The 19,612-nt window shown below is 57.0% G+C and carries 22 protein-coding genes, 1 other RNA gene and 1 pseudogene; 9 read left to right on the plus strand and 15 right to left on the minus strand.

Going from position 1 to position 19,612, the window contains the following annotated elements:
- Nucleotides 1–8: 8 nt before the first annotated feature.
- From AC0J6G_RS05705 to ccoN (AC0J6G_RS05750), 10 genes are all read right to left on the minus strand, one after another.
- Nucleotides 9–533, minus strand: a complete 525-nt coding sequence (locus AC0J6G_RS05705) for a FixH family protein (protein WP_475252087.1) — start codon at nucleotides 531–533, stop codon at nucleotides 9–11.
- A 12-nt stretch (nucleotides 534–545) separates the two neighbouring features.
- Nucleotides 546–1,958 carry a cytochrome c oxidase accessory protein CcoG gene (ccoG, locus tag AC0J6G_RS05710; protein ID WP_475252089.1) on the minus strand — a complete coding sequence of 471 codons (1,413 nt, stop codon included), beginning with the start codon at nucleotides 1,956–1,958 and terminating at the stop codon, nucleotides 546–548.
- Nucleotides 1,959–2,094: 136 nt separating this feature from the next.
- Entirely contained in the window at nucleotides 2,095–3,084 is a 990-nt protein-coding gene (ccoP, locus tag AC0J6G_RS05715; RefSeq protein WP_475252091.1) for a cytochrome-c oxidase, cbb3-type subunit III, read from the minus strand.
- Nucleotides 3,081–3,266, minus strand: a complete 186-nt coding sequence (locus tag AC0J6G_RS05720) for a cbb3-type cytochrome oxidase subunit 3 (RefSeq protein ID WP_090256143.1) — start codon at nucleotides 3,264–3,266, stop codon at nucleotides 3,081–3,083. Before AC0J6G_RS05720 ends, ccoP (AC0J6G_RS05715) begins: the two co-directional genes overlap by 4 nt.
- A 6-nt stretch (nucleotides 3,267–3,272) precedes the next feature.
- Nucleotides 3,273–3,881, minus strand: a complete 609-nt coding sequence (gene ccoO, locus AC0J6G_RS05725; protein ID WP_475252094.1) for a cytochrome-c oxidase, cbb3-type subunit II — start codon at nucleotides 3,879–3,881, stop codon at nucleotides 3,273–3,275.
- Nucleotides 3,881–5,323, minus strand: a complete 1,443-nt coding sequence (ccoN, locus tag AC0J6G_RS05730; protein ID WP_475252096.1) for a cytochrome-c oxidase, cbb3-type subunit I — start codon at nucleotides 5,321–5,323, stop codon at nucleotides 3,881–3,883. Before ccoN (AC0J6G_RS05730) ends, ccoO (AC0J6G_RS05725) begins: the two co-directional genes overlap by 1 nt.
- A gap of 372 nt (nucleotides 5,324–5,695) precedes the next feature.
- Nucleotides 5,696–6,634 (minus strand): cytochrome-c oxidase, cbb3-type subunit III, encoded by a 939-nt coding sequence (gene ccoP / locus AC0J6G_RS05735; RefSeq protein ID WP_475252098.1) that lies wholly within the window; start codon nucleotides 6,632–6,634, stop codon nucleotides 5,696–5,698.
- On the minus strand, nucleotides 6,631–6,816 hold the full coding sequence (locus AC0J6G_RS05740) for a cbb3-type cytochrome oxidase subunit 3 (protein ID WP_475252100.1): 186 nt from the start codon (nucleotides 6,814–6,816) through the stop codon (nucleotides 6,631–6,633). The genes ccoP (AC0J6G_RS05735) and AC0J6G_RS05740 overlap by 4 nt, the downstream gene beginning before the upstream one ends.
- Nucleotides 6,817–6,821: 5 nt before the next feature.
- Nucleotides 6,822–7,430 (minus strand): cytochrome-c oxidase, cbb3-type subunit II, encoded by a 609-nt coding sequence (gene ccoO, locus AC0J6G_RS05745; RefSeq protein ID WP_475252102.1) that lies wholly within the window; start codon nucleotides 7,428–7,430, stop codon nucleotides 6,822–6,824.
- Complete coding sequence (gene ccoN, locus AC0J6G_RS05750; RefSeq protein WP_475252104.1) at nucleotides 7,430–8,869, minus strand: cytochrome-c oxidase, cbb3-type subunit I; 1,440 nt, start codon at nucleotides 8,867–8,869, stop codon at nucleotides 7,430–7,432. Before ccoN (AC0J6G_RS05750) ends, ccoO (AC0J6G_RS05745) begins: the two co-directional genes overlap by 1 nt.
- A gap of 104 nt (nucleotides 8,870–8,973) precedes the next feature.
- Here ccoN (AC0J6G_RS05750) and AC0J6G_RS05755 point away from each other — a divergent pair, with 104 nt between their 5' ends.
- A complete protein-coding gene (locus tag AC0J6G_RS05755) occupies nucleotides 8,974–9,669 on the plus strand; it encodes an alpha/beta family hydrolase (RefSeq protein WP_475252106.1) in 696 nt (231 codons plus the stop codon).
- A gap of 91 nt (nucleotides 9,670–9,760) precedes the next feature.
- Nucleotides 9,761–10,345, plus strand: coding sequence for a Fe-S biogenesis protein NfuA (gene nfuA, locus AC0J6G_RS05760; RefSeq protein ID WP_411185347.1), 585 nt, complete (start codon nucleotides 9,761–9,763; stop codon nucleotides 10,343–10,345).
- A gap of 191 nt (nucleotides 10,346–10,536) precedes the next feature.
- Here the strand turns inward: nfuA and AC0J6G_RS05765 are convergent, their stop codons facing one another.
- A complete protein-coding gene (locus AC0J6G_RS05765) occupies nucleotides 10,537–11,574 on the minus strand; it encodes an RNA methyltransferase (RefSeq protein ID WP_475252109.1) in 1,038 nt (345 codons plus the stop codon).
- 156 nt (nucleotides 11,575–11,730) lie between these two features.
- Between AC0J6G_RS05765 and AC0J6G_RS05770 the strand changes: the two genes are divergently transcribed.
- On the plus strand, nucleotides 11,731–12,033 hold the full coding sequence (locus tag AC0J6G_RS05770) for a DUF1883 domain-containing protein (protein WP_411185349.1): 303 nt from the start codon (nucleotides 11,731–11,733) through the stop codon (nucleotides 12,031–12,033).
- A 178-nt stretch (nucleotides 12,034–12,211) separates the two neighbouring features.
- Here AC0J6G_RS05770 and AC0J6G_RS05775 read toward each other — a convergent pair whose 3' ends face one another.
- The gene (locus AC0J6G_RS05775) at nucleotides 12,212–12,490 is read right to left on the minus strand and encodes an HU family DNA-binding protein (RefSeq protein WP_475252111.1); all 279 of its coding nucleotides are present in this window, start codon (nucleotides 12,488–12,490) and stop codon (nucleotides 12,212–12,214) included.
- A 170-nt stretch (nucleotides 12,491–12,660) separates the two neighbouring features.
- On the opposite strand from AC0J6G_RS05775, the pseudogene AC0J6G_RS05780 reads away from it, so the two are divergent.
- The 3 genes and pseudogenes from AC0J6G_RS05780 to ffs all read left to right on the plus strand — a co-directional run.
- A pseudogene (locus tag AC0J6G_RS05780) lies at nucleotides 12,661–13,437 on the plus strand (MCP four helix bundle domain-containing protein); the annotation flags it as partial.
- Between the two features lie 15 nt (nucleotides 13,438–13,452).
- The gene (locus AC0J6G_RS05785) at nucleotides 13,453–14,295 is read left to right on the plus strand and encodes a methyl-accepting chemotaxis protein (RefSeq protein WP_475253613.1); all 843 of its coding nucleotides are present in this window, start codon (nucleotides 13,453–13,455) and stop codon (nucleotides 14,293–14,295) included.
- A 100-nt stretch (nucleotides 14,296–14,395) separates the two neighbouring features.
- Nucleotides 14,396–14,492, plus strand: an RNA gene (gene ffs / locus AC0J6G_RS05790) — signal recognition particle sRNA small type.
- A 274-nt stretch (nucleotides 14,493–14,766) separates the two neighbouring features.
- On the opposite strand, the gene AC0J6G_RS05795 is transcribed toward ffs, so the two are convergent.
- Together AC0J6G_RS05795 and AC0J6G_RS05800 are read right to left on the minus strand one after the other, a co-directional pair.
- Nucleotides 14,767–15,054, minus strand: coding sequence for a DUF3509 domain-containing protein (locus AC0J6G_RS05795; RefSeq protein WP_475252113.1), 288 nt, complete (start codon nucleotides 15,052–15,054; stop codon nucleotides 14,767–14,769).
- A gap of 70 nt (nucleotides 15,055–15,124) precedes the next feature.
- Nucleotides 15,125–15,346, minus strand: coding sequence for a hypothetical protein (locus AC0J6G_RS05800; RefSeq protein ID WP_475252115.1), 222 nt, complete (start codon nucleotides 15,344–15,346; stop codon nucleotides 15,125–15,127).
- Nucleotides 15,347–15,805: 459 nt separating this feature from the next.
- Between AC0J6G_RS05800 and dnaX the strand changes: the two genes are divergently transcribed.
- The 3 genes from dnaX (at nucleotide 15,806) to recR (ending at nucleotide 18,928) form a co-directional block, all read left to right on the plus strand.
- Nucleotides 15,806–17,845 carry a DNA polymerase III subunit gamma/tau gene (gene dnaX, locus AC0J6G_RS05805; protein WP_475252117.1) on the plus strand — a complete coding sequence of 680 codons (2,040 nt, stop codon included), beginning with the start codon at nucleotides 15,806–15,808 and terminating at the stop codon, nucleotides 17,843–17,845.
- A gap of 18 nt (nucleotides 17,846–17,863) precedes the next feature.
- Nucleotides 17,864–18,190 carry a YbaB/EbfC family nucleoid-associated protein gene (locus AC0J6G_RS05810; protein WP_090385942.1) on the plus strand — a complete coding sequence of 109 codons (327 nt, stop codon included), beginning with the start codon at nucleotides 17,864–17,866 and terminating at the stop codon, nucleotides 18,188–18,190.
- A gap of 138 nt (nucleotides 18,191–18,328) precedes the next feature.
- Nucleotides 18,329–18,928: a recombination mediator RecR gene (recR, locus tag AC0J6G_RS05815; protein ID WP_475252120.1), complete on the plus strand. Its 600-nt coding sequence runs from the start codon at nucleotides 18,329–18,331 to the stop codon at nucleotides 18,926–18,928.
- A gap of 241 nt (nucleotides 18,929–19,169) precedes the next feature.
- On the opposite strand, the gene oprI is transcribed toward recR, so the two are convergent.
- A complete protein-coding gene (gene oprI, locus AC0J6G_RS05820; protein ID WP_090242095.1) occupies nucleotides 19,170–19,421 on the minus strand; it encodes an outer membrane lipoprotei OprI in 252 nt (83 codons plus the stop codon).
- Between the last annotated feature and the right edge of the window lie 191 nt (nucleotides 19,422–19,612).

Here is a 19,612-nt window from a genome sequence, read left to right on the forward strand (position 1 = left end):
CGGTGCGCTTATTGAGCATCCCCGAGAAGAATGGTCTGCCCACTTTGCACGTTTTCTTCCTCAAACAGACGCCAGTCTTTACCGCCTTCCTGGCCGATCAGCTCAACAAAGCGGCGGCCGGATATCGCATCAATCATTTGGCCGCTGTAGCTGCCATTGGCCTGCGGTTGCAGAATCACGCGGCGATCACGCTCCGGTTGAGTCGGTGAAATCAGGTTGAGCACCAACTGCTGCGGACGGCTGTTGCCGCTCAATTGCAGGGTGGCCGTACCGTTGTCATCATTGAGTACCAGGCTGGCATGCAGCTTGAGGCGAATGGCGTGATTCTCTCGCTCCAGGGATTGGTTGATGCCTTTGCCGACGTCGTAATAGTCATCGGAAATCAATCCCGGCGGGTTCTTCGTGGCGATGGTCAGCAAGGTCAGCCCCTGGACCACTGAATAGGCCAGCAGGCCAATCAGGAACCAGGGCCAGAATTGCTTGTACCAGGGCTTGATGATCTCGGCGTTCTTTTCAGCGATGGGCTCGGTCATGGTCTTCTCTGGTTAGCGCACGCTGGGGCCGATAAAGCGGCTGGGCGCGTGGGTGTTGATACTTGGGTCATCTACCGCGCGCAGTCGGAAGTTGATTTCATTGGTGCTTGAAGGCAGTTTTTCGGGCTCGATGGACAGCTCGACAGGCAATGACAAGACTTCACCGGCCAGCGCTCTAATTTCGCGCTTACCCTCGTACACCAAACCGTCGAGGCCGTCGGCTTCGATCCGGTAGGTCACTTCATGCTGAGCCTTGTTCATGATCTTGAGGGTATAAACGTTCTCGATCCGGCCTTCTTCGTTTTCACGGTAGAGCACGCGGTCTTTGAGTACATCCAGCTCCACCAGCGAGCGATCGACGATGGCCCAGCTAAACACGCAGAACATGGCCAGCAAGGCGATGGCGTAACCAATCAGGCGCGGTCGTACCAGGTGAGTTTTTTGCCCTGAGAGGTTGTGTTCGGTGGTGTAGCTGATCAGCCCTTTCGGGTAGTTCATCTTTTCCATGATGCTGTCGCAGGCGTCGATACAGGCGGCGCAGCCGATGCATTCGATTTGCAGGCCATCACGAATATCAATGCCGGTCGGGCAGACGTGCACACACATCTTGCAGTCGATGCAATCACCCAAGCCTTCGGCTTTGTAGTCTGCATCGCGCTTACGCGGGCCGCGTTGCTCTCCACGGCGTGGGTCGTAGGAGACGATCAGGGTGTCTTGGTCGAACATCACGCTTTGGAAGCGCGCGTAAGGGCACATGTAAATGCACACCTGCTCGCGCAGATAACCGGCGTTGCCGTAGGTGGCGAGGGTAAAGAAGCCTACCCAGAACAGCGCCCAGCCGCTTGCGCTGAGGGTAAACAGCTCCGGTATCAGGTCGCGAATCGGTGTGAAATAGCCGACAAAGGTAATGGCGGTGACCAGCGATACGCCGACCCAAATACCGTGTTTGGCCAGCTTGCGCGTGAACTTTTGCGCGGTCATCGGGCTTTTGTCGAGTTTCATGCGCTGATTGCGATCACCTTCGGTGACCTTTTCCGCCCACATGAAAACCCAGGTGAATACGCTTTGCGGGCAGGTATAACCGCACCACACGCGCCCGGCGAATACAGTGATAAAAAACAGCCCGAACGCGGCAATGATTAAGAGGGCTGAGAGCAGGACAAAGTCCTGCGGCCAGTAGGTGGCCCCAAAGATATGAAACTTGCGCTCCGGCAGGTTCCACCAAACAGCCTGGCGACCGTTCCAGGTCAACCATACGGTGCCGAAGTACAACAGGAATAGGGTCGCGCCACCGAGCATGCGCAAGTTGCGGAAAATGCCGGTGAAGGAGCGGGTGTAGATTTTTTCGCGATTGGCGTACAGGTCAACAACGTCGACCTTGGCCTGGGCAGGGGTGATGTCTTTAACGGGGATCTGTGCGCTCATCAGTGTGTACCACGGCGGTTGATTGGCTGCCCTGGTCGATACGTGCCGGCCGGGGTCATACGGGCTCCTGCACTATGGTACGCCTGACAATTGCTCGGCAGGTGCGACTTGCGGTCGCGCCTGCCGGGCCAGAGAATTACTTCTCGGTTTTGTCTTGCGACAGGCTGTAAACGTAAGCAGCCAGTAGATGCACTTTGTCGTTGCCTAGGAAGTCGGCCTGGGCTGGCATCTTACCGTTACGACCATAACGCAGAGTTTGTTGCACCTGGGCAAAGCTGGAACCGTAGAGCCAGACTTTGTCGGTCAGGTTGGGCGCGCCCATGGCCTGTTGACCCTTACCTTCAGCGCCATGACAGACTGCACAATTGGTCGCAAAGATGTTTTGACCTGCGGCAAGGTCAACTTCGATACCTTCCGGCGTCTTCAAACCCGACAAGCTGCGGATGTAGCCGGCAACGTTGCGTATGCCTTCTTCACCGATGCTGTCTTTCCACGCGGGCATCACGGCCTGACGGCCGAGCATAAGCGTGGTTTTGATGGTTTCCGGCTCGCCGCCATACAGCCAGTCGTTGTCGGTCAGGTTCGGGAAGCCATAAGCACCCTTGGCGTCAGAGCCGTGGCAGACCGAGCAGTTGGAAGCAAATAGGCGGCCGCCCATTTTCAACGCTTGTTCGTCCTGAGCCACTTGCTCAATCGGCATGGCTGCATATTTAGCGAAGATCGGCCCGTACTGAGCGTCAGCTTTCGCCATTTCCTTTTCCCACTGGTGTACGCCAGTCCAGCCCGCATTACGCTCTTGGTCATCAGCAATTTGAATGCTGGTGGCGAAAGGCGTCTTGGTCTCGGTATTGAGGTAGTCGTAGCCTGGCAGCAGACCTTTCCAGTTACCTAGGCCCGGGTAGAGCGCCAGGTAGCCGAGGGAGAAGATGATGGTGCCGATAAATAGCATGAACCACCACTTGGGCAGCGGGTTGTCATACTCCTCGATACCGTCAAATGTATGCCCCATGGTCTGTTCGGTTGTTTCCTGGCGCTGGCCCTTGCGGGTACCAAAAATGAGCCAGGTCAGGGCGAAAATAGTGCCCAAAGACAGAATGGTTACGTACCAACTCCAGAACGTGGTCATTGGTTATTGCTCCTGGAAGATTGCTCGTCACGCTCGTTGGGTTTGGGATCATCGGCGAAGGGCAGGTTAGCGGCCTCGTCGAAGCTGGATTTACGCTTGCTGCTGTAGGCCCAGAGCACCACGCCAATAAAGGCGATGAACACCACTGCTGTGCCGATGCCGCGAATAGTCCCGATATCCATCGTGCGTTACCGTTTGTTCTTGATAGAAGTGCCGAGAACCTGCAAGTACGCCACCAGTGCGTCCATTTCGGTCTTGCCTTTTACCGCGTCCTTGGCCCCGGCGATGTCTTCATCGGTATAAGGGATGCCAAAGCCACGCATGACTTCCATCTTCTTGGCGGTGTCCTTGCCGTCGAGCTTGTTCTCGACCAGGAAGGGGTACGCAGGCATCTTGGATTCAGGTACGACGTTGCGCGGGTTGTACAGGTGCGCACGCTGCCATTCATCCGAGTAACGACCGCCAACGCGGGCCAGGTCTGGGCCGGTACGCTTGGAACCCCACAGGAACGGGTGGTCCCATACGCTTTCACCGGCGACCGAGTAGTGGCCGTAACGTTCGGTTTCAGCGCGGAACGGACGGATCATCTGCGAGTGGCAGCCGACACAACCGTTGGCGATGTACACGTCGCGGCCTTCCAACTCCAGCGCGGTGTAAGGCTTGAGGCCCTCCACCGGCTCATTGGTTACGTCCTGGAAAAACAGCGGAACGATTTGAGTCAGGCCACCGATGCTGACGGCTAAAACCATCAGCAGCGCCATCAGGCCAATGTTCTTCTCAATGATTTCGTGTTTCATCAGTGCGCTACTCCGGCAGGAATCAGTGCAGCCGCTTCATATTCCGAAGCCTTGGCGGCACGCACGGTGCGGTAGGTGTTGTAAGCCATCAGCAACATGCCCGCGACAAAGAAGGCGCCGCCGATCATGCGCACGACATAACCCGGGTGGCTGGCTTCCAGCGCTTCAACAAAGGAGTAGGTGAGGGTGCCGTCTTCGTTGACTGCACGCCACATCAGGCCCTGGGTGATGCCGTTGACCCACATCGAGGCGATGTACAGCACGGTACCGATGGTGGCCAGCCAGAAGTGAGCATTGATCAGGCCAACGCTGTGCATCTGCGGGCGACCAAAGACTTTTGGCAGCATGTGGTACAGGGCACCAATGGAGATCATCGCAACCCAACCGAGAGCGCCGGCGTGTACGTGGCCAATGGTCCAGTCGGTGTAGTGCGACAGGGCGTTGACGGTCTTGATCGCCATCATCGGACCTTCGAAGGTCGACATGCCGTAGAACGCCAGCGATACCACCAGGAAGCGCAGGATTGGGTCGGTGCGCAGCTTATGCCAGGCGCCTGACAGGCTCATCATGCCGTTGATCATGCCACCCCAGCTTGGTGCCAGGAGGATGATCGACATCGCCATACCCAGCGACTGTGCCCAATCCGGCAGTGCGGTGTAGTGCAGGTGGTGCGGGCCGGCCCAGATGTACAGGGTGATCAGCGCCCAGAAGTGCACGATGGACAGGCGGTAGGAGTAGATCGGACGCTCAGCCTGCTTGGGTACGAAGTAGTACATCATCCCCAGGAAGCCGGTGGTCAGGAAGAAGCCCACAGCGTTGTGGCCGTACCACCACTGAATCATCGCGTCAGTCGCACCCGCGTAAGCCGAGTAAGACTTGAACAGGCTCACCGGAACGGCAGCACTGTTGACGATGTGCAGCATCGCGGTAACCAGAATGAAGGCGCCGTAGAACCAGTTGCCCACATAAATGTGCTTGGTTTTACGCTTGACCACTGTGCCGAAGAACACCACGGCGTAGGTGACCCAGACAATACCCAGCAGGATATCGATCGGCCACTCAAGCTCGGCGTATTCTTTGGAACCGGTGTAACCCATCGGCAGGGTAATCACTGCTGCGACGATTACTGCTTGCCAGCCCCAGAAGGTGAAAGCAGCCAGACCATCGGAAATCAGGCGCGTCTGGCAGGTGCGCTGCACCACGTAATAAGACGTGGCGAACAGGGCGCAACCGCCGAAGGCGAAGATTACCGCGTTGGTGTGAAGCGGGCGTAGACGGCCAAAGGTCGTCCATTCCATGCCTAGGTTGAGTTCAGGCCACACCAGTTGTGCGGCGATGAAAACACCTAGAGCCATGCCAATGACTCCCCAAATCACCGTCATTACGGCGAACTGGCGAACCACCTTGTAGTTATAAGCAGTCTGACTGATTGCTGTGCTCATTATGGGTTCCACGGTTAATGGATTTTTTAGGGGCAAAAATCGGCGGCAAGTATGTAGAAAGCAGATTCTCATTGCAACGACGCGAGCCGGTGCGATAGGGCTTTCAGAGCTCTTAGCAAGCATGCAGAGTCATTGATATGGACCCTTGCTGCAAGCAACAAACGCCTAAGTGGCGTAGCGCAAAGATGGGAATCGCCTTGGAGTTATGGCGTTTGGCGACTGAGGACAAGATTAGCTCAAGTCAACGCGTGCGCGTGCACTTGGTCGCAGGGGTGCGACCTTGGGTCGCAGAGCTTGGAGGGGTGTCCAGCGAGGGGGAGGGTGTTTAGGTTGCCTGGCGATGCGGGACCGCCAGGCCTTATTGCGGGTGGATTATTGCGCCGTTGCGCTCTGCTGTTGTTGGCTCAAGCTCAGCACATAAGCAGCCAACAGATGCACCTTGTCGTTGCCTAGGTATTGATCCTGCGCAGGCATCTGGCCATTACGGCCATGGCGGATGGTTTGCTGCAACTGCACCAGGCTGCTGCCGTAGATCCAACCGGCCGGGCTGGTCAGGTCGGGGGCACCGAGCATGGCCATGCCTTTACCTTCTGCGCCATGGCAGGCCAGGCAGTTGGCGGCATAAATGGCAGCGCCTTTTTCCAGGTCGAAGCTCTTGTCAGCTGGCAGTGGCAGGCCGGCCAGATCTTTGCGTACAAACGCTGCGACCTGTTGCACGCCGTCTTCACCAATGATTGCGGTCCAGGCTGGCATAGCCCCCATGCGGCCGTTGAGGATGCTGGTCTTGATTGCACTGGGCTCACCGCCCCAGCGCCAGTGGTTGTCGGCCAGGTTAGGGAAGCCCACTGCGCCTTTGGCATCGGAGCCGTGGCATACCGAGCAATATGTGGCAAACATGCGACCGCCCATTTTCAGTGCTTGCTCGTCTTTGGCGACCTCCTCCAGGGGCATGGCGGCGTATTTAGCGAAGATCGGGCCATAGAGTTCGTCAGCCTTGTCGACTTCGCGTTCCCATTGCTTGACCTGGGTCCAGCCATTTTCATAACCCGGCAGCACGCCTTTCCAGTTGCCCAGGCCGGGGTACAGCACCAGGTAGACGATGGAGAAGACAATGGTGCCGATAAACAGCATGAACCACCACTTGGGTAGTGGATTGTCATATTCCTCGATGCCATCGAAGGCATGGCCCATGGTCTGCTCGGTTTCGCTCTTGTGAACTTCACTCTTACGGGTGGCGAAAATCAGCCAGAACAGGGCGAGCAGGGTGCCGACGGTCAGCACTGTGATGTACCAGCTCCAGAACGTGCTCATGGGGTGTTGCTCCTCGGTGCAGCCAGCTTGAGTTCATCGGCAAAGGGCAAAAGGGCGGCTTCATCGAACGCCGTGCGGCGTTTGCCGCTGTAAGCCCACAGGGTGACGCAAACGAAGGACAGCAGAACCAGTGCTGTGCCAATGCCGCGTAACGTTCCGATATCAATAAATTCGAATGACATACGGCCTACCTCTTGTTCTTAACGGCAATGCCGAGCACTTGCAGGTAGGCAACCATGGCGTCCATCTCGCTCTTACCTTTGACGGCATCGGAGGCGCCAGCGATGTCTTCCTCGCTGTACGGCACGCCGAGAAAGCGCAGGGCCTGCATTTTCTTGGCGGTGTCCTCGCCATCCAAGGTGCTTTCCACCAACCATGGGTAGGCGGGCATCTTCGACTCAGGCACCACGTTGCGCGGGTTGTACAGGTGGGCACGGTGCCACTCATCCGAGTAGCGGCCGCCGACACGGGCCAGGTCCGGGCCGGTGCGCTTGGAACCCCAGAGGAAGGGGTGGTCGTAAACGCTTTCGCCGGCTACCGAGTAGTGGCCGTAGCGCTCGGTTTCGGCGCGGAACGGACGGATCATCTGCGAATGGCAGCCAACGCAGCCTTCACGGATATAAATGTCACGGCCTTCCAGTTGCAGCGCGGTATAAGGCTTGAGCCCGGACACCGGTTCATTGACTACATCCTGGAAGAACAGCGGAACGATCTGGGTCAGGCCGCCGATACTCACGGCCAGCACCATCATCAACGCCATCAGGCCGATGTTCTTTTCGAGTATTTCGTGTCTCATCAGTGGGCTCCCTCAAGCGAAAACTGCGCGGCGGCTTCCATTTCAGCGGCCTTGGTATGACGCACGGTTTGCCAAACGTTCCAGGCCATCACCAGCATGCCGGCAAAGAAGATCGCGCCGCCGATCACACGGACTACAAAGCCCGGGTGGCTGGCTTCCAGCGCTTCAACAAATGAGTAGGTGAGGGTGCCGTCTTCGTTGACTGCGCGCCACATCAGGCCCTGGGCGATGCCGTTGACCCACATCGAGGCGATGTACAGCACGGTGCCGATGGTGGCGAGCCAGAAGTGCACGTTAATCAGGCCGATGCTGTGCATCTCTTCACGGCCGAAGACCTTGGGCAGCATGTGATAGAGCGAGCCGATCGACACCATGGCAACCCAGCCGAGCGCGCCGGCGTGTACGTGGCCGATGGTCCAGTCGGTGTAGTGAGATAGGGCGTTGACGGTCTTGATCGCCATCATCGGGCCTTCGAAGGTCGACATACCGTAGAACGCCAGCGATACCACCAAGAAGCGCAGGATCGGGTCGGTACGCAGCTTATGCCAGGCTCCGGAGAGGGTCATCATGCCGTTGATCATGCCGCCCCAGCTAGGTGCCAGCAGAATCAGCGACATCACCATGCCCAGGCTCTGCGCCCAGTCTGGCAGCGCGGTGTAATGCAGGTGGTGAGGGCCGGCCCAGATGTAGACGGCGATCAGCGCCCAGAAGTGCACAATCGACAGGCGATAGGAATACACCGGACGACCGGCCTGCTTGGGCACGAAGTAATACATCATCCCCAGAAAGCCTGCAGTGAGGAAAAAGCCCACGGCGTTGTGGCCGTACCACCACTGAATCATCGCATCGGTCGCACCGGCATAGGCCGAGTAGGACTTGGTCAATGTGACGGGTACTTCAAGGTTGTTGACCAGGTGCAGCAGCGCCACGGTGAGGATAAAACCACCGAAGAACCAGTTGCCTACATAGATGTGGCTGACGTTGCGCTTGATTACCGTGCCGAAGAACACGATGGCGTAGCTGACCCAGACAATGGTGATCAGAATATCGATCGGCCATTCCAGCTCGGCGTATTCCTTGGAGCTGGTCCAGCCCATTGGCAGAGTAATCGCCGCCAGGACGATCACCAGTTGCCAGCCCCAAAAGGTGAAGGCCGCAAGTTTGGGTGCGAACAGCGTGGTCTGCGAGGTGCGTTGCACCGCGTAGTAACTGGTCGCGAACAGTGCGCACCCGCCGAAGGCGAAGATCACTGCGTTGGTGTGCAGCGGGCGCAAACGCCCGAAGCTGGTCCACGGCAGGTTGAAGTTGAGTTCGGGCCAAGCCAGTTGCGCGGCGATAAACACGCCGAGCCCCATCCCGACAATGCCCCACACCACTGTCATGATGGCGAATTGGCGCACCACCTTGTAGTTGTAGGCGCTGCTGCTGGTTGTGTTCATGTCTGGGCTTCCATCCACGGTTATAGGCAGATCATTGAAAATCAGCGGCTGTGCGCCTGTACGATCAGCGCCGCAGTCCAACAGATTCTTTAAACGAGGTAAGCATGAGCAAAGCAACGGGGGCGGGTATTGACGGGGATCAATACGTGAAGGAACAGAGCCCAGCGGGTTGGTTGTGGGATCGGCCCGTCGGTGAGTCGCATGCGACCTTTATTTTGGCCCATGGCGCCGGCGCGCCGATGGACAGTGAGTTTATGCAGGAAATGGCGCAAAACCTTGCCGCTTGTGGGGTTGCGGTGCTGCGTTTCGAGTTCGCCTATATGGCGGCGCGGCGCCAGGACGGCAAGAAGCGCCCCCCTAATCCGCAAGCGCAATTGCTTGAGCAATGGCGCGAGGTGTACCACCACGTGCGCCAACAGGTCGCAGGGCCGTTGGCCATCGGCGGCAAGTCCATGGGCGGGCGCATGGCCAGCCTGCTGGCTGATGAGTTGGGCGTCGATGCGCTGGTGTGTCTGGGCTATCCCTTTTACGCCGTCGGTAAGCCAGAGAAGCCAAGGGTGGCGCACTTGGCTGAGCTGCACACGCCGACGCTGATTATCCAGGGCGAGCGCGACGCGCTGGGTAATCGTCAGGCGGTTGCCGGCTATACGCTGTCCGCAGCGATCAAGCTGCATTGGCTCGCTGCCGGTGATCACGATCTTAAACCGCTGAAAAGTTCAGGGTTCACTCAGCCTCAACACCTGCTTAGCGCTGCTGAGGTGATTGCTACTTTTCTCACTCGCAGGTACGGCGCTTTATAAATACGGGCCAGCTTTAATCCTACTAAAACACTGGGACTTTGCCGGCGCTGGCGAGTGACGTACACTGCGCGCATGTTTGCGAGGAGTTGCCATGAGCACCATTACTATTACCGACGCTGCCCACGATTATCTGGCTGACTTGCTGAGCAAGCAGAACACCCCGGGCATCGGCATCCGCGTGTTTATCACCCAGCCGGGCACCCAGTATGCTGAAACCTGCATTGCCTACTGCAAGCCGGGCGAGCAGAAAGCCGAAGACACCGCACTGGGCCTGGCCAGCTTTACCGCCTGGATCGATGCCGTCAGCGAGCCGTTCCTCGACGACGCCGTGGTTGATTACGCCACCGACCGCATGGGCGGCCAGCTGACCATCAAGGCGCCGAATGCCAAAGTGCCGATGGTCAATGAAGACAGCCCGATCAACGAGCGCATCAGCTACTACCTGCAGACCGAAATCAACCCCGGTCTGGCCAGTCATGGTGGTGAAGTCAGCCTGATCGACGTGGTCGAAGATGGCATTGCCGTGCTCAAGTTCGGCGGCGGCTGTCAGGGCTGCGGTCAGGTTGACCTGACGCTCAAGGAAGGCATCGAGAAAACCCTGCTTGAGCGCATTCCCGAACTGAAAGGTGTGCGTGACGTGACCGACCACAGCATCAAGGAAAATGCCTACTACTAAGTAGATGGCTAAATAGAAATGCCCGCGATATGCGGGCATTTTTTATGCTGCTGGTTGTTTGTTGAAGCAAAGCCTCGCGGCTAAAGCGGAGCGCCGCCCGACCCCTCCCATGGGAGTCAGGTTTCCCGTCGATCCGTAGCTGCTTGCCGAATGATGTGGGAGAGTCTTTAGCCGCGACAGGACCAACGTGATCACGCCTTAGCGCGGCCTTTGCGCCGATCCAGCACCTCGGTTGCCCGCGCGCGCAGTTGCCCGCAGCCGCCATCAATGTCCTGACCCGCCGAGTTGCGCACCTTGGTCAGCACCCCACGGCTGTGCAGATAGCGCACGATCTGCACGATGCGGTCGCCATCCGGGCGCTGGAATTCGTCAGCTTCCAGGCTGTTGTAGGGGATGAGGTTCATGATCGCGTACTTGCCCTTGAGCAGGCGCAGGATGCCGTCCATCTCCTCCTGGCTGTCGTTGATGCCCTTGAGCAGCGTCCACTGGTACTGGATTGGGTAATCGATCTGCCGCGCGTAGGTTTCGCCCAGTTCCACCAGCTCTTCAGGATCGATACGCGGCGCGCGCGGCAGTAGCGTCTGGCGCAACTCGGCATCGGTGGTATGCAGCGACAGTGCCAGCGCCGGCTTGACCTGCTGCTGCGGCAAGCGCTCGAACACCCGTGGATCGCCGACGGTAGAAAACACCAAATTGCGCTGACCGATACCGCCCTCGGTGCCGAGCAGGTTGATCGCTTCGAGCACGTTATCGAGGTTATGGGCTGGCTCGCCCATGCCCATAAACACCACTTTCTTAACCGCTCGGAAGCGCCGCGCCAGGGCCACTTGGGCAACAATCTCGGCGGTGCTCAGCTGGCGCAGCAGACCGCTCTTGCCGGTCATGCAGAACACGCAGCCCACAGCGCAACCGACCTGGCTGGACACGCACAGCCCATCGCGCGGCAGCAGTACGCTTTCCACCATCTGCTTGTCGGCCAGCTCTACCAATAAGCGCGCCGAGCCATCAGTCGCCGGGTGTTCGGCGCTGAGGCGGGCCAGTTCATCCAGCGCGTTGCTCAGTTCGGGCAGGGCGTTACGCACCGCCAGCGGCAGGAAGTTCTCGGTCTTCTGGTTACGCGTCCCGGTGTCCAGCGGCATGCCGCGCAGCCAGGCACGGGTAATTCGCCCGATGTGCATGGGCTTGGCACCGAGGTTGGTGAGGCGTTGGTGAAAGTCGTCAATATTCATGGGGCGCGCATGCTACCACCGGCCAGGTTTCGGCGGTATGCGTCGAGGTGTGCACGCGTCTGAGATTCAGGCAAAACCGCTTAGCCTTTGCTCAAGCCGTGCGAGGCACTCATACTAGCGGGCTGATTGGCCTGACCCAGCTGTGCGGAGCGGTAGATGAAATTTATACACCAGCGCGAACACCTCAACGAAGACGACGTCGTCGTCATCGAGTGCTCGCAAACCTGCAATATTCGCCTGATGAGCGATGCCAACTTCCGCAGCTTTAAAAATGGCGGCCGGCACACCTATCACGGCGGTGCGTTCGACACCTTTCCGGCAAAGATCACCGTACCGAGCAGCGGTTTTTGGAATATCACCATCGACACCGTTTCGCGCAAAGCCATCAGTGTGACGCGTAAGCCGACGCTCAAACACTCGATCAAGATCATCCGTAAGTCGACATCGCGCCTGAGCTGACGCTTGTCCGTCTGAGGGCGATAAGCCGCTTACAGTCTAAATAGCAGCCCACCTCACACCCTGCGAAGGCCACGTTTTCGCAGGGTGTTTTGTTTCGCCGGTAATAACCGGTGTGTGGGGGTTGCCAGATATCGCGTGCCGGGCATCGCCAGCCAGCATGGTCAGCTGAGCTCAGCGGTCAGTTGATTGCGTCGCTCAACGCTTTGGCGGGTACGTATTTGACGACCTTTTTAGCCGCAATGGCTATGGCTTGGCCGGTTTGGGGGTTGCGACCGGTGCGAGCCGGGCGCTCACTTACTTTGAATTTGCCAATGCCGGGTAGGGTGATTTCATCGCCGTTTTCCAATGCGTCGCTGACAATTTCACTCAGCTGTTCAAGTGCAGCGCGTACCGTGGTTTTCGGGGTGTCGATTGCGTCGGCAATATCACTGATCAACTGGTCTTTGGTCATCGCCATGATGTTGTTCCTCTGAGGTGGGGTAGGTTTGCTGCGGCCACAATAACCAGCACGTCAAACGTCTATTCAGTAGTTAAAAGCCACTTGACGGGCGCTCGGTATGATCTTTGTCGGCCCTCGCTCGGTAGCCTATATTGATTTTACTAAGCCATTACTTAAGAGGCGCCAGAATGTTGCGTGCATTCACTGATTTAGGGTTTCGTTGGAAGATTGCCCTGCCGATTCTGGTGCTGGCGGTTTTAATGGTGTCCATGGGTTTTCTGGGGATGCGAGGTATTGGTCAAGTTGCAGACTCTAGTACCAAGTTGACCAATCGTTTTTTGCCGGGCATCAGTTTGCTTCTGAACGCGGATCGCGATCTCTATCAGGCTTTTATTGCGGAGCGCAGCTTACTTGATGAGGGGGTAACTGGGCAGGTCGCTGCGTTAACTGCCGCCCATGTCGAAAACCTGCAGCAAGCTTATGAGCGCGTACATAAATTTGCCGATATGCAGCCTGGTGCTGATGCCATGCAGTTGGTCAGGCAATTCGATGAGGGCTTTGAGCGCTGGAAAGCCACCTCGCAAAAGGTTTTGCAGTTGGCTGCGAGCGATCCGCAAGCGGCTAGCGTGCTGAGTTTTGGCAGCAGCGAAGAGCAGTTTGATGCGATGCGGGCTGTAATTAATCAGTTAGGTGAGATGGAGGATGCTGCAGCTAATGCTGAAGGGTTGGCTGCAATAGAGCAGGGGGCAGCCCTGAGTTGGCAGCAGGGGGTGATCATTGCCATCGGTCTGGGCGTTTGCCTTGTGTTGGTGGTGGGTTTTCCGATCTTGGTAACCGGGCCGCTGCACCACTTACTCAATCGCATCGAGCAGATTGCTGATGGTGATGGTGATTTGCGGGTCCGCCTGGATGTGTTGTCGAACGATGAGTTGGGCAGACTCAGCCTGGCCTTCAATCGATTTTTGGATAAATTGCAGCCGTTGATCAAGGAAGTTGGCCGGGTTACGGATGAGGTCGAAAGTGCTGCGCAAAGTTTAGCGGGGTTAGCCGCCGCCAACGATCGGCTGATTAGCAGTGAGCATGCAGCAGTCGATCAGGTCAGCACTGCGGCAACGCAGATGAGTTCTGCTGTGCATGAGGTGGCGCGTAATGCGCAAAATGCCGCTGACGCGGCGCGTAGTGCTGAAGCTCAGTCGCGAGAGGGGGCGCAGGTGGTGAGCGCCACGATCAGTTCTATTCGTCAGTTGGCGCAAGAGGTTGAAAGCGCATCCACAACCATTCAGGCCTTGGAGCAGGAGGCAGCAAATATTGGCGTGGTGTTAGCTGTCATCCGAGGGATTGCTGAGCAAACCAATTTATTAGCCCTCAATGCGGCGATTGAGGCAGCGCGTGCCGGAGAGCAAGGGCGGGGTTTTGCGGTTGTTGCCGATGAGGTGCGTGCCTTAGCGGCACGCACTCAGGAGTCGACCAAGGATATCCAGGTGATGATCGAGCGTTTGCAGGTCGGCGTGCAAAATGCCGTTAAGGCCACGCATTCGGGAAGCAGCAAAGCGCGGCAAAGTGTTGAGCAGGCTGCGGGCGTGGATCAAGCGCTCACAGATACCAGCGATTCCGTGCAACGTATTAATGATATGACTGCGCAAATCGCAACTGCTTGCGAGCAGCAGAGCAGCGTGACCGAAGAGATCGCACGCAATATCAGCGACATTCGGGACTTGTCCAACCAAGCGGCAAAAACCTCAGAGCAGAGTGCGCAAGCCAGTCAGCGTTTGTCCGAGCTATCGCATGGCTTGACCGCGCTGGTTGGTCGATTCCGTGTATAGCCTGTGGTTCGATAAGCTAAGTGTTTGAAACGGTTGTAACTTCGATTCAAGCCGGTACAATGGCGCGGCTCGCCTCTGGTGAGTAGCGTTATGGTGGCCCTGCCGGTCCCCTCGCAACGATTACCCGTGAACCTGGTCAGATCCGGAAGGAAGCAGCCACAGCGGGAACATTGTGTGCCGAGGTGCGGCTGGTAGGGTTGCCTCCATCACCTCAGCAGTCTCAGTTCCTGAGTCGCCACCAGCTTCCTTCCCTTCTTGTAGCACCCCATTCTGAAATTAGACATTTGCTGAGTTTTTATCAGCAGTGCTGCGTTTAATTATTGCCATCGTTGTGGGTTCGGCCATTTGATGGAGCGGCGTCTATTTTTGCCGCCGATCAAGGGCACGGTAACCCAATGATTTCTCACGGGTGTAAAACATTGGGTTTTAGGTAGGAGAGGCTCTGCCGTTCAGTGCGAGCCTTGAGTGCTTTCAGTTTGGGTGATAACTGAGCACGCTATCTTGTTCTTTCAGTGCTTTGCGCATATCGGCCGGGATTGTGCCGGAGCGCATGGCAAGCTCCAGGCGGATGTCTTCCAGGCTTTGCGCGAATGCTTTTGGGTCGGTGCGCTGAGCTTCGCTGAGTACGCGGCTATAGGCAGTTGCGTCGCTTGCATCCAGTAGTGACAGCACCACCCCGCCGTCAGGGCGTGGTGATCCGAATGTGGCGCGCAGTGGGGAAAACAGCTGCTCAACAAGTTCGCGGTCAATATTGTCCATGATCATGCTCCATCCTGAGGTTGACTGCTTGAGACCTCAGGGGGAGTCGATCGTTCGCCGAGTGCGCTAATCAGGCTGCGAGCGATTGCCTGGCGCGCTCAATAACTTGTTGCAGGTGTGTATCACTATATTGGCCGGGATATAGACGCTGGCTGTGCTGGGCAATGCCGGCATCATTGACAATAGTGAAGCTGAAACTGCCTTTACGAGCAGCCAGAATACGGCAGTCAAGCGGTGCAAATGCACTGGATAGGGTGCGAATAGCATCCTGAATTTGGTGTTGAGTGTTCATTTCTAGTGTTTCCTAAAACAACGTGCGCGTCATTGCGCTAAGTAGAGCTCCAGGCTGTCGACCTAAATATCGATTGCATGTGCAGATAGGAGCTGGGCTGCACGCACAAGTTCCCACCGGGAATGCATTGTGCGGGTCAGTACGTCGGAGGCGGGCTTGAGTCGGCGCTTACGCGGGACGGCCAGGTCAGTCAGCAGGTTGGGTCGTGAGCGAGAGCTGTGCGGCATTCCCAGTGGGGATGCGCTCTTACTTGGATACCAGCGAGGGGGCCTACAAGGCCTAATTGACTTACAGCGTGGTACAAACGCGGCAGATCATACCTGCCTGGTTATTTTTTCGCCAGCTAATTAATAGGCAATGCTACGCAGCGATCGCCAGTAGCGCGTGCGTCGGATGCAATTTGCCCCATGCTCCGTTAGGATTAGCCCCACTTTGGTTTTCCTCTTGTGACGGGTTTCGATGAGTTATCAGGTTCTTGCACGCAAGTGGCGCCCACGCTCGTTCAACGAAATGGTTGGTCAAGCCCATGTTCTTAAAGCGCTGATTAATGCGCTTGATAGCCAGCGTTTGCATCATGCCTATTTGTTTACGGGCACCCGCGGTGTAGGCAAGACAACGATTGCGCGGATTATTGCCAAATGCCTGAATTGTGAAACCGGCATCAGCTCAACGCCTTGCGGTGTTTGCTCGATTTGCAAAGAGATTGATGAAGGGCGCTTTATTGATCTGATCGAAGTCGACGCTGCCAGTCGTACCAAGGTCGAAGACACCCGTGAGTTGCTCGACAACGTGCAGTATTCGCCCAGTCGCGGGCGTTTCAAGGTTTACCTGATCGACGAAGTGCACATGCTCTCTACCAGCTCCTTCAACGCCCTGTTGAAAACACTGGAAGAGCCGCCTCCCCACGTCAAATTTCTCTTGGCCACAACCGACCCACAAAAGCTGCCGGTCACGGTGCTGTCGCGCTGTCTGCAGTTTTCGCTAAAAAATATGCCGCCGGAACGTGTGGTTGATCATCTCAGTCACGTGTTGACTGCTGAGCAGATCCCATTTGAGCACGATGCGCTCTGGCTGCTCGGGCGTGCGGCCGATGGTTCCATGCGTGATGCCATGAGCTTGACCGATCAGGCGATAGCCTTCGGCGAGGGCAAGGTGCTGGCGGCCGATGTCCGAGCGATGTTAGGTACGCTCGATCATGGTCAGGTATACGGTGTGTTGCACGCCCTGCTTGAGGGCGATGCACGTGCGCTGATTGAAGCCGTACGTCATTTGGCGGAGCAGGGGCCGGATTGGAATGGCGTGTTATCTGAAATGCTTAATGTTCTGCACCGAGTGGCTATTGCCCAGGCGCTGCCTGAAGCGGTAGATAATGGCCAGGGTGATCGCGAGCGAGTGCTTGAGTTAGCCCGCGTTCTGCCTAGTGAGGATGTGCAGTTTTATTATCAGATGGGCCTGATTGGCCGACGCGATTTGCCGTTGTCGCCAGACCCACGCAGCGGTTTTGAAATGGTGTTGCTGCGTATGCTGGCATTTCGTCCGGCGGATACCCATGACGCGCCCAGGGTGGCGCTAAAGCCGCTGGGGATTAGCCAGGCCACTGCTGATTCCACGACCAACTCAGTGGCCGGTGCTGCTGTAGCGTCCCCGGCCATTATCTCAGCTGTAACGCCACGTGCCGCCCCGGCTGTGGTTACCGAAGCGTCTGTTGTGGCGCCTGAATCCGTGCATGAAGCACCCAGTGAGCCGGTTGCACAGCCTGCAACAAGCGATGCCGTACATTTAGTGGCGCCAGTTGTGGACTTGCCCTGGGAAGAGCAAGTTCATGCACCAGTCGCTCAAGAGGCTGAGCCTGTTACGGAAGTGCCAGAGCCGGTTATGCCGGATGTTCTTGCTACGCAGGTCGAGCCCATAAAACCTGCAGCACCGGCGGCGCAGCCGGTCGAGGTATCACCGTCCGCTGATGCAGATGACGATGAGCCGCCGCCCGGCGACTACGACTATGTCGAGATGGATGCTGAGTCGTTTGATTATGACTTCAATACGCTAGATTCAAGCGAGACTGCCGAACCCGAGGTTGTGCCTGCGGCGCAACCGGCGACAGGGCTTGCTGCTGATTGGCTGGAGTTATTCCCGAAGCTGGGTTTGTCTGGAATGACCGGCAGCATCGGCGCCAACTGCACGTTGATTTCGGTTGAAGGTGATAGCTGGTTGCTGCACCTTGATCCAGCACAGTCTGCGTTATTCAACCCCACTCAGCAGCGGCGCCTGAATGATGCGCTCAATCAGTTCCATGGGCGAGAGCTCAGCCTGTCGATTGAGTTGCGCAAACCGGAACAAGAAACACCCGCTCAGGCAGCGGCGCGTAAGCGCGCTGATCGTCAGCGTGACGCTGAGGCCTCAATCCATCAGGATCCTGTGATCCAGCAAATGATTCAGCAGTTCGGCGCGGTTATCCGTGCGGACAGCATCGAACCTCTTGATACTCCTGTTAACCCCTAATTACCGAGGACTCACACCATGATGAAAGGTGGCATGGCCGGCCTGATGAAGCAGGCTCAGCAAATGCAGGAAAAAATGCAGAAGATGCAGGAAGAACTGGCGAACGCCGAAGTGACGGGGCAGTCCGGTGCCGGATTGGTCAGCGTGGTCATGACCGGGCGTCACGACGTTAAGCGCGTGAGCTTAGATGACAGCCTGATGCAAGAAGACAAGGAAATTCTTGAAGACTTGATCGCCGCAGCTGTCAACGATGCCGTGCGCAAGGTCGAGCAAAACAGTCAGGACAAAATGTCAGGCATGACTGCCGGTATGCAGTTGCCGCCAGGCTTCAAAATGCCGTTCTAAAGCATCGCCTTTGGTGCATTGAGTGCACTGTAAGCCGGCGTAGCCAGCTAGCCCACGCCGGCCTCTTTATATCTTTTTAGGTATCACTAGCCCAGCAGGGTTTTGCTAAGAAGAGTTGCAACTGTTGAGTATTGCGCCATGAGTTTCAGCCCGCTGATCCGCCACCTAATCGACTCTTTACGCATTCTTCCTGGCGTCGGGCAGAAGACTGCTCAGCGTATGGCGTTGCAGATGCTTGAGCGTGATCGCTCTGGTGCCCTGCGTCTTGCTCAGGCGCTGACGCAGGCTATGGATGGGGTCGGCTATTGCCAGCAGTGCCGCAGCTTAAGTGAAAGTGATGTGTGCCAGTTGTGTCTTGATCCGCGCCGTGACGACAGTTTGTTGTGCGTGGTTGAAGGGCCCATGGATGTTTATGCGGTTGAGCACACGGGTTTTCGCGGGCGCTACTTTGTGCTCAAAGGGCACTTGTCGCCGCTCGACGGGCTGGGGCCCGAAGCGATTGGCATTCCAGAGCTACTCGCGCGTATTGCGTCTGGCGGTTTCAGTGAGGTGATCCTGGCGACGAATCCGACGGTTGAAGGCGAGGCTACAGCTCACTACATCGCCCAATTGTTGGCCGGCAAGGGCCTTATTGCCTCGCGCATCGCTCACGGTATGCCGCTGGGCGGTGAGCTTGATCTGGTGGACGGCGGCACTCTGGCGCACTCGATTGCCGGGCGACGACCCATCCTGCTTTAGGTTAGCGATACATGAGAGGCTCTACTGCATGGCGCATGCAGCAGCTTTTGATTGGTGCGCAGCCTCAAGGTCATAACGTTCGAACGCTTCAGCCAGTAAGACTCTTACGGCTGCGCACGCATAGCACGCGCTATTTTGAATATGCGCCGCCAGTGCGAGCTTTATAGGTTTAGTGCAGGTATGCAGCCAATAAAAAAGCCGACCCAGAAACTGGGTCGGCTTTTCATAGCCTTGTGAGCTATTACTTGCGGCTGGCTTTTTCCAGCATACGCAGTGCGCGCTCATTGGCTTCGTCAGCAGTTTGCTGAGCCTTCTGAGCAGCAGCCATAGCGTCATCAGCCTTACGATAGGCTTCATCTGCACGGGCTTGAGCGCGAGCGGCTGCGTCTTCAGTAGCAGTCAGACGAGCTTCAGTTTCTTTGGACATGCTGCTGCAACCGGTAGCCAGAACTGCGGCCAATGCCAGAGCAGAGAATTTCAGAACGTTGTTCATCGTGTTCCCCTTGAGGTGGAGGTTTTCCATAAAAGCAACTTCCCGATAATGGGAAATTAGCCGGCGTACATACTACCTGTAACTTGTAGTAAGTAAACGGAGGCAAGGCAAGGCTCAACATTTTTTTTGTGAATCCTGTATGCCCGGCTTCTAATAAAGTATTTTTTGATTAAAAAACAACCAGAACCCAG

The organism is Pseudomonas sp. TS_SC_3 (assembly GCF_056156225.1).